The 13,313-nt window shown below is 61.1% G+C and carries 10 protein-coding genes, 2 tRNA genes and 1 pseudogene; 6 read left to right on the top strand and 7 right to left on the bottom strand.

Going from position 1 to position 13,313, the window contains the following annotated elements:
- Positions 1-49: 49 nt before the first annotated feature.
- Together LCH64_RS04915 and LCH64_RS04910 are read right to left on the bottom strand one after the other, a co-directional pair.
- Positions 50-125, bottom strand: a tRNA-Gly gene (locus LCH64_RS04915).
- Positions 126-127: 2 nt separating this feature from the next.
- Positions 128-203: transfer RNA gene (locus tag LCH64_RS04910), tRNA-Glu, on the bottom strand.
- A 384-nt stretch (positions 204-587) separates the two neighbouring features.
- Here LCH64_RS04910 and LCH64_RS04905 point away from each other — a divergent pair.
- A complete protein-coding gene (locus tag LCH64_RS04905; RefSeq protein ID WP_177434685.1) occupies positions 588-1,346 on the top strand; it encodes a hypothetical protein in 759 nt (252 codons plus the stop codon).
- 666 nt (positions 1,347-2,012) lie between these two features.
- On the opposite strand, the gene LCH64_RS04900 is transcribed toward LCH64_RS04905, so the two are convergent.
- From LCH64_RS04900 to LCH64_RS04890, 3 genes are all read right to left on the bottom strand, one after another.
- Positions 2,013-3,980 (bottom strand): methyl-accepting chemotaxis protein, encoded by a 1,968-nt coding sequence (locus tag LCH64_RS04900; protein WP_226499637.1) that lies wholly within the window; start codon positions 3,978-3,980, stop codon positions 2,013-2,015.
- Positions 3,981-4,088: 108 nt separating this feature from the next.
- Positions 4,089-5,441, bottom strand: coding sequence for a PLP-dependent aminotransferase family protein (locus tag LCH64_RS04895; RefSeq protein ID WP_226499636.1), 1,353 nt, complete (start codon positions 5,439-5,441; stop codon positions 4,089-4,091).
- A gap of 193 nt (positions 5,442-5,634) precedes the next feature.
- Positions 5,635-6,396: an SDR family oxidoreductase gene (locus tag LCH64_RS04890; protein ID WP_003227117.1), complete on the bottom strand. Its 762-nt coding sequence runs from the start codon at positions 6,394-6,396 to the stop codon at positions 5,635-5,637.
- Positions 6,397-6,635: 239 nt separating this feature from the next.
- Here LCH64_RS04890 and LCH64_RS04885 point away from each other — a divergent pair, with 239 nt between their 5' ends.
- Positions 6,636-7,640 (top strand): NADP-dependent oxidoreductase, encoded by a 1,005-nt coding sequence (locus tag LCH64_RS04885; RefSeq protein WP_003227119.1) that lies wholly within the window; start codon positions 6,636-6,638, stop codon positions 7,638-7,640.
- A 141-nt stretch (positions 7,641-7,781) separates the two neighbouring features.
- Here the strand turns inward: LCH64_RS04885 and pyrF are convergent, their stop codons facing one another.
- The gene (pyrF, locus tag LCH64_RS04880) at positions 7,782-8,480 is read right to left on the bottom strand and encodes an orotidine-5'-phosphate decarboxylase (protein ID WP_003227121.1); all 699 of its coding nucleotides are present in this window, start codon (positions 8,478-8,480) and stop codon (positions 7,782-7,784) included.
- Between the two features lie 294 nt (positions 8,481-8,774).
- Between pyrF and LCH64_RS04875 the strand changes: the two genes are divergently transcribed.
- From LCH64_RS04875 to xopAW, 4 genes and pseudogenes are all read left to right on the top strand, one after another.
- Positions 8,775-9,524 (top strand): response regulator, encoded by a 750-nt coding sequence (locus tag LCH64_RS04875; RefSeq protein WP_003227123.1) that lies wholly within the window; start codon positions 8,775-8,777, stop codon positions 9,522-9,524.
- Positions 9,524-10,573, top strand: coding sequence for an ATP-binding protein (locus tag LCH64_RS04870; protein ID WP_103486660.1), 1,050 nt, complete (start codon positions 9,524-9,526; stop codon positions 10,571-10,573). The genes LCH64_RS04875 and LCH64_RS04870 overlap by 1 nt, the downstream gene beginning before the upstream one ends.
- A gap of 18 nt (positions 10,574-10,591) precedes the next feature.
- Positions 10,592-10,687 (top strand): annotated as a pseudogene (locus LCH64_RS28335) (DUF4381 domain-containing protein); the annotation flags it as partial.
- Positions 10,688-10,807: 120 nt separating this feature from the next.
- Positions 10,808-11,656: a XopAW family type III secretion system calcium-binding effector gene (gene xopAW / locus LCH64_RS04865; protein WP_226499635.1), complete on the top strand. Its 849-nt coding sequence runs from the start codon at positions 10,808-10,810 to the stop codon at positions 11,654-11,656.
- Positions 11,657-12,222: 566 nt separating this feature from the next.
- Here the strand turns inward: xopAW and LCH64_RS04860 are convergent.
- Entirely contained in the window at positions 12,223-13,263 is a 1,041-nt protein-coding gene (locus LCH64_RS04860) for an AI-2E family transporter (RefSeq protein ID WP_103522223.1), read from the bottom strand.
- Positions 13,264-13,313: the final 50 nt, after the last annotated feature.

Raw genomic sequence — 13,313 nt, 5'->3', positions numbered from 1 at the left:
TTGGCTCTGGTTTCACTCAGCCCCGCCCGAAAGCAGTGCCGTTTAAAATTGGAGCGGGAAACGAGACTCGAACTCGCGACCCCGACCTTGGCAAGGTCGTGCTCTACCAACTGAGCTATTCCCGCATTGGCGTCCCCTAGGGGACTCGAACCCCTGTTACCGCCGTGAAAGGGCGGTGTCCTAGGCCACTAGACGAAGGGGACACGCTACAACATTCACTCCCTGCGGCGTTTCGCTGTGTGCTTTACGCTGCAAGTGGCGCGCATTCTATGGATGGTTTGAGAGGTCGTCAACCCCCGAATATAAATTTATTTAAATCAATGACTTCGACCTGCTTTACGGGAGCATTCGGGGTTTTCCGTCGCCCGACGATTGACGCCTATATTCCGCCACTCGCCAAGACGCTATAGTCCACCGCTCAGTGATGGCAATCTGCACTTCCAGCGCCAGCATTCATATAAGCAGTGCGCAGCCGATACAGATTGAAGCTGCCGATCCAACTCGTCGAGCGGCGCTAGGCGCCTAAATGCCCAGCCACTAAACTCGCACGCGAACCCTATAAAGAGGTCTTACCGGTGACACCACTCATGATCACCCTGCTAGTCGTAGCCGGGATCGCAATTCTGATCGCCATTGGCTACATGAACCATGTGGTGGAAAACAACAAACTGGAGAAGGCCCGCACCAAGATCGAACTCAACGATCGCCTGCGCCGCTGCGGCGAACTGACCGAAACTTTCCCCGGCCAGTTCATGACCCCGGCGCTCAAGCTGTTGCTGACCCGTCTGGAACTGAACGTCTGCCAGCGCCTGCTGAACCTGGAAAAAACCAGCGCCACGACCAAAGCACGAATCACCGAACTGAGTGCGCTGGTGGCCCAGGGCGAATCGATCCCGGTCAACAACCCACCGGCACCGATCCTGACCGAAGCCAAAGCCAAGGACGTCCGCTTCCTGCTCGAAGCCCTGCACGGCCAGATCACCCGCGCCGCCCACGACGGCTTCCTGCCACCAAACGAAGCCAAACACTGGATCAAAGAAGTCCGCCACATCCTGGTCCTGCTGCACATCGAATTCTTCAACAACCTCGGCCAACAATCCCTCCAACAAAACCAGCCCGGCCAGGCCCGCCTCGCCTTCGAACGCGGCGTGCAATACCTGCGCAAACAGCAAGACCCGCAGATGTACTCGGAACAACTGCAATACCTGGAAAAACTGCTGGCCCGCGCCAACGCCCAGGTCATGGACAAGATTGCTCCAGTCGAAGGCGAAGTGAACCAGTTGACCGAAGGCCTCAAGGAAGTCGAAGCCGATGCGGACTGGAAAAAGAAAGTGATCTACGACTGATTGTCGAGAGCTGAAGAAAAGCCACCGAGAGGTGGCTTTTTTGTGGGTGATGGGCTGACTGCCATTGCGAACATTCAGTTAGAGATTGGTTGGCAGTCAGGCCACCTTCGCGAGCAAGCCCGCTCCCACAGTGGGATTGGGGGGAGTCAGTTGGAGACTGGTCGGCTGTCAGGCCGCCATCGCTGGCAAGCCAGCTCCCACAGTGGGATTGGGTGAGTGAGTTAGAAAACTGGTCGGCTGTCAGGCCGCCTTCGCGAGCAGGCTCACTCCTACAGAAAAGCAAAGCAGTCCAGACAGCCCGCATGCCCTTCACCACTCATGGCCGAGTGTCAGCTCGCCGAAAGCTCTTGATCTTGCCGTGCCGGCCCCATCGGCAGGCTGAGTGGAGGGGTTTATCCGGGGGTGGGAGCGCAGCGACGTTTGGCGCAGCCAAACACATCGAGAGGAGGTGCAGCGAAGCAAACCGGAGGCGATGCCCCCGGATGAATCCCGCAACGAAGGAACCCGAGCCTAAGCGAGGGCCGTACGCCGGGGCCAAGCCTTTTGCTTACTTTTCGGCGTCTGGAAAAGTGAGCCGCTGTAAGAGCGGAACCATAAGAAGCCGTTACCGCAGCAACGGATATTCACCCCCCAACCAAGAACCTGGTCGGCCCAGAGGCCGCCAAGTCAAAGCCGAAAATGCCCAACCATCCCCTTGAGCTCCCCCCCCAACCGCGCCAGCTCAACACTCGAAACCGCATTCCCCCGCATCGCAATCGAAGACTGATCCGCACTCGCGCGAATACTCGTCACACTGCGATTGATCTCCTCAGCCACCGAACTCTGCTCCTCCGCCGCCGCCGCAATCTGCTGATTCATCTGCTGAATCAGCGAAACCGCCGCCGCAATACTCCCCAACGCACTCTCCGTCTGCAGCGCATCACTGACCGCCAGCTTCACCAATTCACCACTGCTCTGAATCTGCTGCACCGACGAATGCGCTGCCGAACGCAAAGCACTGACCAGCCGCTCGATCTCCTCGGTCGATTGTTGGGTACGCCGCGCCAACGCACGAACCTCATCAGCCACCACTGCAAACCCCCTGCCCTGCTCCCCGGCCCGCGCCGCCTCGATCGCAGCGTTGAGCGCCAGCAGATTGGTCTGCTCGGCCACGCTCTTGATCACATCCAGCACCGTGCCGATGTTCTGGATCTGCGCACTGAGGCTTTCGATGCTCGAACTGGCCGACGTCGCCGAATCCGCCAACTGCTCGATCCGCGCCATGCTCTGGCGCACCACCTGCTGCCCACTCTCGACCTTGCCATCCGCCGTTTGCGCGGCCAGCGCCGCCTCCTCGGCGTTACGTGCCACGTCATGCACGGTGGCGGTCATCTGGTTCATGGCCGTGGCCACCTGCTCGGTTTCTTCCTTCTGGCTGTTGACCTCAAGGTTGGTCTGCTCGGTCACTGCGGACAGCGATTGCGCTGAACTGGCCAACTGTTCAATTCCCGCCTGCAAACCGCTGACGATCGTGCTCAGCCCGGCGCCCATCTGCTGCATCGCCAGCATCAGCTGGCCAATTTCATCACGACGGGTGACCTCTACCCTCGCACTCAAATCCCCGGCCGCAATCTGCTGTGCAACCCGCATCACACTGCGCAACGGCGCGACGATCAACCGGGTAATGACCCACGCGGCAATCAGCCCGACCAGCAATGCCAGCGCTGAAGAACCGATGATCAACACCGAGTTCTTCTTCAGTTCCGCCTGCATCGCGCTATCCTCTGCGCCATACGCCTGATCCACGCGCTCCATCACCTGCGCCGCGCGCTGGTGCAGCTGTTCGTAGACGGTTTTTTCCTGGGCCAGCAGGCCGGTGTACTCGGCGAGTTTGTCGTTGAAACCGGCGATGTGCCCGGACACTTCATTAAGGACTGTCAGGTAGCCCTCATCCTTGACCGTGGTCTTCAACTGCTCGGCCTGAGCCTGGGCCTGAGCGGCCTGCTCGATATTGCCCTTGCCGGCGCCGTCGGCATCGCCCTTGCGGCTCTGGTCCAGACGAATCCGCGCCTCGTTCATCGCCTGCAGCATCAACCGCGACACCTGGCTGACCTGACTGGCCTGTTCGATGAACTGCGCGCCGTCCTTGCCTTCGGTGTCCTTCAAGGTATACGCGCCATCATCGGCCAGTCCGGCTTGCAGCACATCGAGATTGTTGGCCACGCTGGACACCGACCAACTGGCCATTTCCAGCGCCAGATCCTTGGCCTGGGTCAGCGAGACGAACTCATCGAAAGCCTTGCGATAGGCACCCAATGCCTGCTCGACATCGCCCATCACCGCCACGTTGGCCGGGGATTGCGCCTTGAGTTGCGCCGCCTGGGCCAGCAAACCGTCGACGCCTTCGTGCAAGGCATCGACGGTTTTCGGGTTGCTGTGCAGCGCATAGTCCTGCTCCAGCAGTCGCACCTTGAGCAACGCGCTGTTGAGTGACGACATCTGCTTCAGCCCATCGAAACGATGACTGATGGTCTGCAGGGACCAAACACCGATGGCAGCCACCAGCGCGGTCAACAGCAGCACCAGCACGAACCCGATACCCAGTTTCTTCGCCATACCGAGGTTGGCAAAACGTCCTTGCACGGCGGAAATCATTGCGCTTAGTCCCCTGCCAAAGTCTGTTGCCGAAGATTCGCAACGGCCATGGAGCAGCACAAGTCTCTGGCGTCGGAATAATGGCAAAAAGCTACGCACGCGTCGTTTTCAGAACGCTTGAGGTCGATTCACACGGGTGCTGCGAAAAAACTGTCGGGCGCGCGGATCACAGGCATAGGCGACATTGATTCGCTGCCACTCACCGACTTCGCCACTCGGACTGAAAGCCCCCGGCGCGCACAGACGCACGCCACTGCACTGCGCCTGACTGTGCAAGCGGGCAAGATCGCTCAGCGGTGCGCGGGCCCAGATGAACAGCCCGCCGCACGGCTTGCCGAAAACCTCCCAGCCGGCATCTTCCAACGCCTGTAATGCGGCAATCCGATCAGTATTGAGGCGCTGACGCTGACGCTGGACCATTTTGCGATACGCCCCATTGGCCAGGAGACTGGCCAGCACCGCCTCGTTGAAGCTCGAGGAGCCCATGCTGCTGATCATCTTGACCCGCGCCAGACGCGCAATCAGCGGGGGGTCGGCGTACACGAACCCGACGCGCAGCGAGCTGCTGAGCGTCTTGGAAAAACTGCCGACATAGATCACTCGCTCATCGAGTGCCGCCAGGCGTGTACCGTTACCATTGTGCAAGTCGGCGTAGACATCGTCTTCGATCACGCGCACATCGTGGGCGTTGCACAACTGCAGGATCTGTTGCGCCACGCCCAGTGTCAGACAGGAGCCGGTGGGATTGTGGTGGTGGCTGTTGATGAACATCGCAACCGGCCGAAATTGCCTCAACAGCGTCTCCAGTGCCTGGGGATCAGGCCCGCTCGGGGTGCGACGCACTTCCAGCAATTGCACGCCATGCAGGCGCAACAGCTCGAACAACGGCGCGTACCCGGGGCTTTCGACTACGACGCAATCCCCGGACTTGAATAGCGTGCGTACGAGCAGATCAAGCGCGTGGCTGGCACCGGAAGTCGTCAGGGCCTGTTCTGCCCGGGCCTGGACGCCGATCAGCCTGAGGCGCTTGACGATCTGCTCGCGCAGCGCCGGCAGCCCCAGCGGGCTGCTGTAATTGAACAGGCTCGCCATGTCGGTACGGGCCACCTCACGGATCGCGTAACTCAGGTCATCGGACTCCCGCCAGCTTTGCGGCAAGCCACCTTCGCCGAGCTTCAAACAGTTTTCTGCCGGCCCGCAGTCAATTCCGAGCAACCCGCTGCCGTGCGCGGCCACCATGAATCCGGCGCCCTGGCGCGAGGCCAGAATGCCTTGCGCCACCAAGCGCTCGCAGGCCTCCGCCACACACGACTGACTGAGCAGATTGGCGCGCGCAATCTGCCTGACGGAGGGCAGCCGCGTGCTCGGCGCCACACCACTTCGCGAGATCCACTCGGTCATGCCATCAACAATCTGCTGTACGACCGGCACCATTGCCTGTCGGTCAATTCTCAATTCCATGAGCACGCAAACTCCTGTCCGTTTTGCTGGCGGCAGTAAATCACAGCCACGTCCTGCAGGCTGTGCGACAACGCCGTCAAAAGCGACCGTTCTAACCGCTTGATACAAATTGTTTAATGGTTTCACGGAACTGACAGGCAACAACGAGAAAACCCGCACGAAGGCGGGTTTTCCTGGGACTTGCGGCAAGACGTCAGAAAGCCGTGACGCCGCCATCCACGGCCAGGGAATGACCGGTGGTGAACGCCGCGCCATCACTGCACAGATACAGCACGGCGCTGGCGATTTCCTCGACTTTGCCGATGCGGCCCACCGGGTGCATCGCATTGGCGAACTCGCCTTTCTTCGGGTCGGCCTCGTAGGCGCGGCGGAACATATCGGTGTCGATCACTGCCGGGCATACGGCGTTGACGCGAATTTTCTTCTTCGCATATTCGATCGCCGCCGATTTGGTCAGGCCGATCACTGCGTGTTTCGACGCCGCATAAATGCTCATCTTCGGCGCCGCACCAAGCCCCGCCACCGACGCGGTGTTGACGATCGCCCCGCCGCCCTGAGCGAGCAACAACGGCAACTGGTACTTCATGCACAACCACACACCTTTGACGTTGACGCCCATGATCGCGTCGAACTCGTCCATCGAGCCGTCGGCCAGTTTGCCTTGCTCGATTTCGATCCCGGCATTGTTGAAGGCGTAGTCCAGGCGACCGTAAGTATTGATCACCTCGTCCATCAGATTCTTCACTTCGCTTTCGACGGTAACGTTGCAGCGCACGAAGGTCGCTTCGCCACCGGCTGTACGAATCAGCGCCACCGTCCCCTCGCCCCCTGCCGCGTCAAGATCGGCCACCACCACTTTCAAGCCTTCGGCGGCGAATGCCTGGGCGGTCGCCCGGCCAATACCGTTGGCCGCTCCGGTGACTACGACCACCTGGCCGGAAAACGTCATGCTCATTGTTATGTCCTCGAAGGGAGAGATGCAGGAGGTATTTGCAGAGTCGCAGCATAGCCACCGGGGCGCGCCCCACGTCAGCACTATCAGAAGGCTGTTTATGCCTTCATCCGTCGCAGTGATAAAACCTGTCGGGGGACTATCACTGCACTGGATCATTGCGCATTCGCCGCATCAGCCAACCTTGCAGCATTGGCGTCGAGGGTCTATCAACAAGGCTTCATTCAGTTCGAGTGCCTGCCATGACCAGCCAGACCAATCGCCAGTTCCTTCTCGCCAAACGCCCGGTGGGCGCGGCGACCCGTGAGACGTTTACTTATCAGGAAGTCCCGGTCGGCGAGCCGGGCGCAGGCCAGATACTGGTGAAAAACCAATACCTGTCCCTCGACCCGGCCATGCGCGGCTGGATGAACGAGGGCAAGTCCTACATCCCGCCGGTGGCGATTGGCGAGGTCATGCGCGCCTTGGGCGTAGGCCAGGTCATCGCTTCGAACAACCCGGGCTTTGCCGTCGGGGACTACGTCAACGGCGCCCTCGGCGTGCAGGATTATTTCCTTGGCGAACCCAGAGGTTTCTACAAAGTCGATCCGAAACTGGCGCCGCTGCCGGTGTATCTGTCGGCCCTTGGCATGACCGGCATGACCGCCTACTTCGCCCTGCTCGACGTGGGCGCACCGAAGGCTGGCGACACCGTGGTGCTGTCAGGGGCTGCGGGTGCGGTGGGCAGCATTGCCGGGCAGATCGCCAAGATCAAAGGCTGCCGGGTCGTCGGTATCGCCGGTGGTGCCGACAAGTGCAAATACCTGATCGATGAACTGGGCTTCGACGGCGCCATCGACTACAAGCACGAGGACGTACTGGCCGGACTCAAGCGCGAGTGCCCGAAAGGGGTGGACGTCTATTTCGATAACGTCGGTGGCGACATCCTCGACGCCGTGCTCAGCCGCCTGGCCCCGAAAGCCCGGGTGGTGATCTGCGGCGCCATCAGCCAGTACAACAACAAGGAAGCCGTCAAAGGCCCGGCCAACTACCTGTCATTGCTGGTCAACCGCGCACGTATGGAAGGCTTTGTGGTAATGGACTACGCCGCACAGTACGCCAGCGCCGCGCAGGAAATGGCCGGCTGGATGGCCAAAGGGCAGCTCAAGAGCAAGGAAGACATCGTCGAAGGTCTGCAGACCTTTCCGGAGACGCTGATGAAGTTGTTCAGCGGGGAGAATTTCGGCAAGTTGGTGCTGAAGGTCTGAAACTTAACTCGACAATACCCTAAAACCACTGTGGGAGCGGGCTTGCTCGCGAAGAGGCCGTGTCAGTCGATATCAATTTCGACTGAACCACCGCATTCGCGAGCAAGCCCGCTCCCACATTGTTGGATCTTGCGTGTTTGATCAGGCGATTTCGGCCACGACCGAAGCCAGTGCCTTGGCCGGATCTGCCGCCTGGCTGATCGGACGGCCGATCACCAGATAATCGGAACCGGCATCCAGCGCCTGACGTGGCGTCAGGATACGGCGCTGGTCATCTTGCGCACTGCCCGCCGGACGAATCCCCGGGGTCACCAATTGCAGCGACGGGTGCGCCGACTTCAATGCGGTGGCTTCCAGCGCCGAGCACACCAGACCGTCCATCCCGGCCTTCTCGGCCAGCGCCGCCAGACGCAGCACTTGCTCCTGCGGTTCGATATCCAGACCGATGCCGGCCAGGTCTTCACGTTCCATGCTGGTCAGCACGGTCACGCCGATCAGCAACGGTTGCGGGCCGCTGCGCTTGTCCAGCTCTTCACGACAGGCCGCCATCATGCGCAGGCCACCGGAGCAATGCACGTTGACCATCCACACGCCCATCTCGGCAGCAGCTTTCACGGCCATCGCAGTGGTGTTGGGGATGTCATGGAATTTCAGGTCGAGGAACACCTCGAAGCCTTTGTCACGCAGGGTGCCGACGATTTCCGCGGCGCAACTGGTGAACAGTTCCTTGCCCACTTTGACCCGGCACAGTTTCGGGTCCAACTGGTCGGCCAGCTTCAGTGCGGCGTCACGGGTAGGGAAATCCAGGGCGACGATGATAGGAGTCTGGCAGGCGGACATGGATGGGCTCTCAGGCAAGTCGAAATCGGCGCGCATTGTAGCGGAAGCGGCGGCGGCGCGGCACCCGATGATCGGTAAATCGTCGCCGCTGGCGTGATCAGCTTAGCCCGCGGCGTTATTGTGTCGAATGAGATACACAACCGACACGCGGCCAACAAGCGTGCGCGCTAGCCTCGCCAGCCGCAACACGTCCTTACATCAGCACTTCCCGCTTTACGGCCGGACGCCTATGCTGAAACCACCACCTCGCGCCCATCTTGTGGTTGGCGGGCCTACAGGCAGATGAACAGCCCCATGCACAACACCCAAACGACCGTGATTGATGAGCAGAAAGACGACAAGCGCTGGAGCATCCGCGCGCTGATCGTCGACGACGATGTGCCGATTCGCGAGCTGATGATCGACTACCTGGCCCGCTTCAACATCCACGCCAGCGGCGTCACCGACGGCGCGGCCATGCGCCAGGCGATGCAGGCCGAGCATTTCGACGTGGTGGTCCTCGACCTGATGTTGCCAGGCGAAGACGGCCTGTCGCTGTGCCGCTGGCTGCGCGCCGAATCGGACATCCCGATCCTGATGCTCACCGCCCGCTGCGAACCCACCGACCGCATCATCGGCCTCGAACTGGGCGCTGATGACTACATGGCCAAACCGTTCGAACCACGGGAACTGGTGGCGCGGATCCAGACCATCCTGCGCCGGGTACGTGACGATCGCACCGAACAACGGGCCAACATCCGCTTCGACAACTGGCGCCTGAACAGCGTCCTGCGCCAGCTGATCGCCGACGATGGCCTGGTGGTGCCGCTGTCCAACGCCGAATTCCGCCTGCTCTGGGTCTTCATCGAACGCCCGCGCCGCGTTCTCAGCCGCGAACAACTGCTGGACGCCGCCCGTGGCCGTTCGATCGAAGCGTTCGACCGCAGCATCGATTTGCTGGTGTCGCGCCTGCGGCAAAAACTCGGCGACGACCCGAAAGCCCCACAGTTGATCAAAACCGTGCGCGGTGAAGGTTACCTGTTCGACGCACGAGACATCGGCTGATGCGAGGGCGCTTCGACACGCTGTTCGGCCGCCTGTTTGGCATGCTGTTCGTGGCGATCGTCCTGGCGCACCTGCTGGCCTTTGCCTGGTTTCATCACTATGGGCCACCCCCACCGCCGCCCCCGCCGGAGTTTGCCGAGGGCGTCGACGGCCAACGGCCACCGCCGGATCCACGCTTCGCCCATCGCCCGCCGCGTCCGTGGTTCGGCGGACCGCTGGTGCCGCTGACCTTCCAGTTCATCTCGTTGATGATCGCCGCGTGGTACGGCGCCAAACTGCTCAGCCGGCCGATCCAGCGCCTGAGCGACGCCGCCGAACGCCTCAGCGAAAACCTCGACAGCCCGCCGCTGGACGAGTCCGGCCCGCGTGAAGCCCGACAAGCCGCGAACACCTTCAACCTGATGCAACAACGCATTCGCGAACAGGTGCAGCAGCGAGCACGCATGCTCGGCGCCGTCTCCCACGACCTGCGCACGCCGCTGTCGCGGTTGAAGCTGCGTCTGGAACAGATCGACGACGAAAAACTGCAAGGCCAGATGCGCCAAGACCTCAACGACATGATCGGCATGCTCGACGCCACCCTCACCTACCTGCACGAACAGCGCACCAGCGAAGCGTTGCAGTTGATGGACGTGCAGGCGCTGGTCGAATCGCTGTGCGAAAACGCTCAGGATCAGGGCGCCGACGTTGACGTCAGCGGCCATTGCGCACCGCTGCAGGTGCAGCCGATGGCGCTGCGCTCGTGCATCAACAACCTGATGGACAACGCCCTGCGCTATGCAGGGCAGGCGCGCATCGAACTGCAGGATCAACGCGAGCAACTGCTGATCCGCGTGATCGACCACGGCCCGGGGATTGCCGAAGACAAACGCGAGGCGGTGTTCGAACCGTTCTTTCGCCTGGAAGGCTCGCGCAACCGCAACTCCGGCGGCGTCGGCCTGGGCATGACCATCGCCCGCGAGGCAGCGCAGCGTTTGGGTGGCCAGTTGAATCTGGAAGAAACCCCGGGTGGCGGCCTGACCGCAATCATCCGCCTGCCGCGCTCCTGAGAAACACACCTATCCCCCGTGGGAGCGGGCTTGCTCGCGAAAGCGGTGTGTCAGTCGACTTCTGTGTTGAATGATCGGCCGCCTTCGCGAGCAAGCCCGCTCCCACAGGTTTCAGTGGTGTTCACTCCATCGTGTATACCCACCGGTACAAATCCCAAATACCCAGGACAACTTGCCCCTTGAGTCTGCACAAGCCGGTACGCGAACCGGTTTGACAGTCCAAGGAGTGAGCCCATGATCGGTAGCGTCAGCAACTACACGAGCTATACCAGCACCAGCAGCACCACCCAGAACGCCCGCAGCCAGCAATTGCAAAAGGAACTGTTCGCCAAACTCGACAGCAACGGCGACGGCGCGGTGGATCAGGACGAACTGAAAAGTGCCCTGTCGCAGAAATCCGACGATGGCCTGCTGGTCAACCTGAGCAAGCAATTCGGCGATCTGGACAGCGACGATAGCGGCAGCCTCAGCGCCGAAGAAATGACCGCGATGGCACCCCCGCCGCCTCCGCAGGATCAAGCACCGAACACCGACCTCGCCGACGCCCTGATCAGCGCCCTCGACACCGATGGCGACGGCGCCATCAGCAGCGACGAACTGAGCACCGGCCTGACCAGCGCAGGCAGCAGCGCCGACAGCAACCAAATATTCTCGGCCCTGGACAAGAACAAAGACGGCACCGTCAGCCAGGACGAACTCTCCGCCAGCCTGACCCCACCACCTCCGCCCCCGCAACAAGCCTCCAGCGACGCACTGTTCAGCCAACTGGATGCCGATGGTGATGGCAACATCAGCGCTACCGAACTGAGCAGTGCCCTGCAGACCAGCGACAACACCTCGACAACCAGCACCGACACCAGCGCCGCGCTGCTCAAGGTGTTGGATAGCGACAGCAGTGGCGGCGTGAGCAGCGACGAACTGAAAGCGGCGCTACAGGCAGGTCGGGAACGCCCGCCCGAAGAACAGACCGCCAGCACCCAGACCACCAGCGAAGCGCTGAACCGGATGATTGCCAACTTGAGCAAACAATACTCACTCGACAATGCCGCGCCGGTGGGCAAATACCTGAATGTGGCGACCTGAGATGATGTCGTGATGGGTGATCGTTTCCATGCAGCGGTGTGGGAACGATCATTTGGGTGTGGCCGTGAGAGGCTGGTTGCCTGAGATGCCTCTTCGCGAGCAGGCTCACTCCTACAATTGGATCGAGTACAGGCAGTTAGAGGTTGGTTGGCTGTAAGGCCGCCATCGCCAGCAGGCTGGCTCCCACAATTTTGAACTGTATGCACCGCACGCGGCGAAGCCGCCCCACTCAATGGCCGAGTGTCAGCTCGCCGAAAGCTCTTGATCTTGCCGTGCCGGCCCCTTCGGCAGGCTGAGTGGAGGGGTTTATCCGGGGGTGGGAGCGCAGCGACCGTTCGACGAAGTCGAACACATCGAGAGGAGGTGCAGCGAAGCAAACCGGAGGCGATGCCCCCGGATGAACCCCGCAACGAAGGAACCCGAGCCTAAGCGAGGGCCGTACGCCGGGGCCAAGCCTTTTGGTTACTTTTCGGCGTCTGGGAAAGTGACTCGCCGTAAGGGCGAAACCGCCAGCCGCCACACCCAAACCAACGGATATGCCCACAACCCCAAAAAAGCCAAGGCGCCTAAACCCGAGCCTGACTTTTACTCCAATCCGTCAACAAACTATAAGCCACCGCCAACAACGTAGGCCCGATAAACAACCCGATAAACCCAAAAGCAATCAACCCGCCAAACACCCCAAGCAACACAATCACCAACGGCAGATTCCCACCGCGGCTGATCAGATAGGGCTTCAACACGTTATCCACGCCACTGATGATGAACGTCCCCCAGATCCCGAGAAACACCGCCATCCCATACTCACCCTTCCACGCCAGCCAGGCTGTGGCCGGAATCCACACCAAGGGTGGCCCCATCGGAATCAGACTCAACAGAAAGGTCACGATCCCCAGCACCAGAGCCCCCGGAACCCCGGCAATCAGAAACCCGATCAACGCCAGAATCGCCTGCGCCGCCGCCGTACCGATCACCCCGTTGACCACCCGCTGCACCGTACCGGCCACCAGTTCGATGTAATACCCGGCACGCTCACCGATCAGCCGCTCCAGCAGGCTGTGAACGAATGCCGCCAATCGCGGCCCGTCACGATAGAAAAAGAACACGAAGACAATGCTCAGGGTCAGCTCAAGGATGCCGCCACCGATCTGTGCACTGCGCGCCAGCAACCAGTTACCCACCTGCCCCAGGTAGGGCTTGATCGATACCATCAGCGCCGCGCCCTGCTCATCAATGCTGTTCCAGAGGCCCACCAGACGTTCGCCCACCAACGGGATAGTCCCGAGCCAGACCGGCGCCTCAGGCAGACCGTCGACCTGCACGTCCTTGATGAAGACCGTGGCGTCGCGTACGTGATCGGCCAGGTTGAACCCCAGCCACACCAGCGGCGCCGCCACCAGTAACATCCAGCCCAGAGTCAGAATGGCTGCGGCCAGAGATTCGCGGCCATTGAGCCAACGGGTCAACAGGCGCATCAGCGGCCAACTGGCAAAGGCCAGCACCGCACCCCAGAACAGCGCCGACCAGAACGGCGCCATCACCCACAGGCTGGCACCGAACAGCACCAGCAGGAGGATTTGCACCAACAGCCGATCGTTATTGAGCATGTAAAGTCTCGAAGAATTCAGTTCGTCAAAGAGTAGGCGAACACGCCACG

This window comes from Pseudomonas sp. MWU16-30322 (genome assembly GCF_020515535.1).
Classification (GTDB): domain Bacteria; phylum Pseudomonadota; class Gammaproteobacteria; order Pseudomonadales; family Pseudomonadaceae; genus Aquipseudomonas; species Aquipseudomonas fluorescens_H.
This window is presented reverse-complemented; position numbering and strand designations above follow the sequence as displayed.

Coding starts and splice junctions, on each gene's coding strand:
- LCH64_RS04860 (WP_103522223.1), bottom strand. CDS start 13,263: ATGCTCAATAACGATCGGCTGTTGGTGCAAATCCTCCTGCTGGTGCTG.
- pyrF (WP_003227121.1), bottom strand. CDS start 8,480: ATGTCCGCCTGCCAGACTCCTATCATCGTCGCCCTGGATTTCCCTACC.
- LCH64_RS04885 (WP_003227119.1), top strand. CDS start 6,636: ATGACCAGCCAGACCAATCGCCAGTTCCTTCTCGCCAAACGCCCGGTG.
- LCH64_RS04870 (WP_103486660.1), top strand. CDS start 9,524: ATGCGAGGGCGCTTCGACACGCTGTTCGGCCGCCTGTTTGGCATGCTG.
- LCH64_RS04900 (WP_226499637.1), bottom strand. CDS start 3,980: ATGATTTCCGCCGTGCAAGGACGTTTTGCCAACCTCGGTATGGCGAAG.
- xopAW (WP_226499635.1), top strand. CDS start 10,808: ATGATCGGTAGCGTCAGCAACTACACGAGCTATACCAGCACCAGCAGC.
- LCH64_RS04905 (WP_177434685.1), top strand. CDS start 588: ATGATCACCCTGCTAGTCGTAGCCGGGATCGCAATTCTGATCGCCATT.
- LCH64_RS04895 (WP_226499636.1), bottom strand. CDS start 5,441: ATGGAATTGAGAATTGACCGACAGGCAATGGTGCCGGTCGTACAGCAG.
- LCH64_RS04890 (WP_003227117.1), bottom strand. CDS start 6,396: ATGAGCATGACGTTTTCCGGCCAGGTGGTCGTAGTCACCGGAGCGGCC.
- LCH64_RS04875 (WP_003227123.1), top strand. CDS start 8,775: ATGCACAACACCCAAACGACCGTGATTGATGAGCAGAAAGACGACAAG.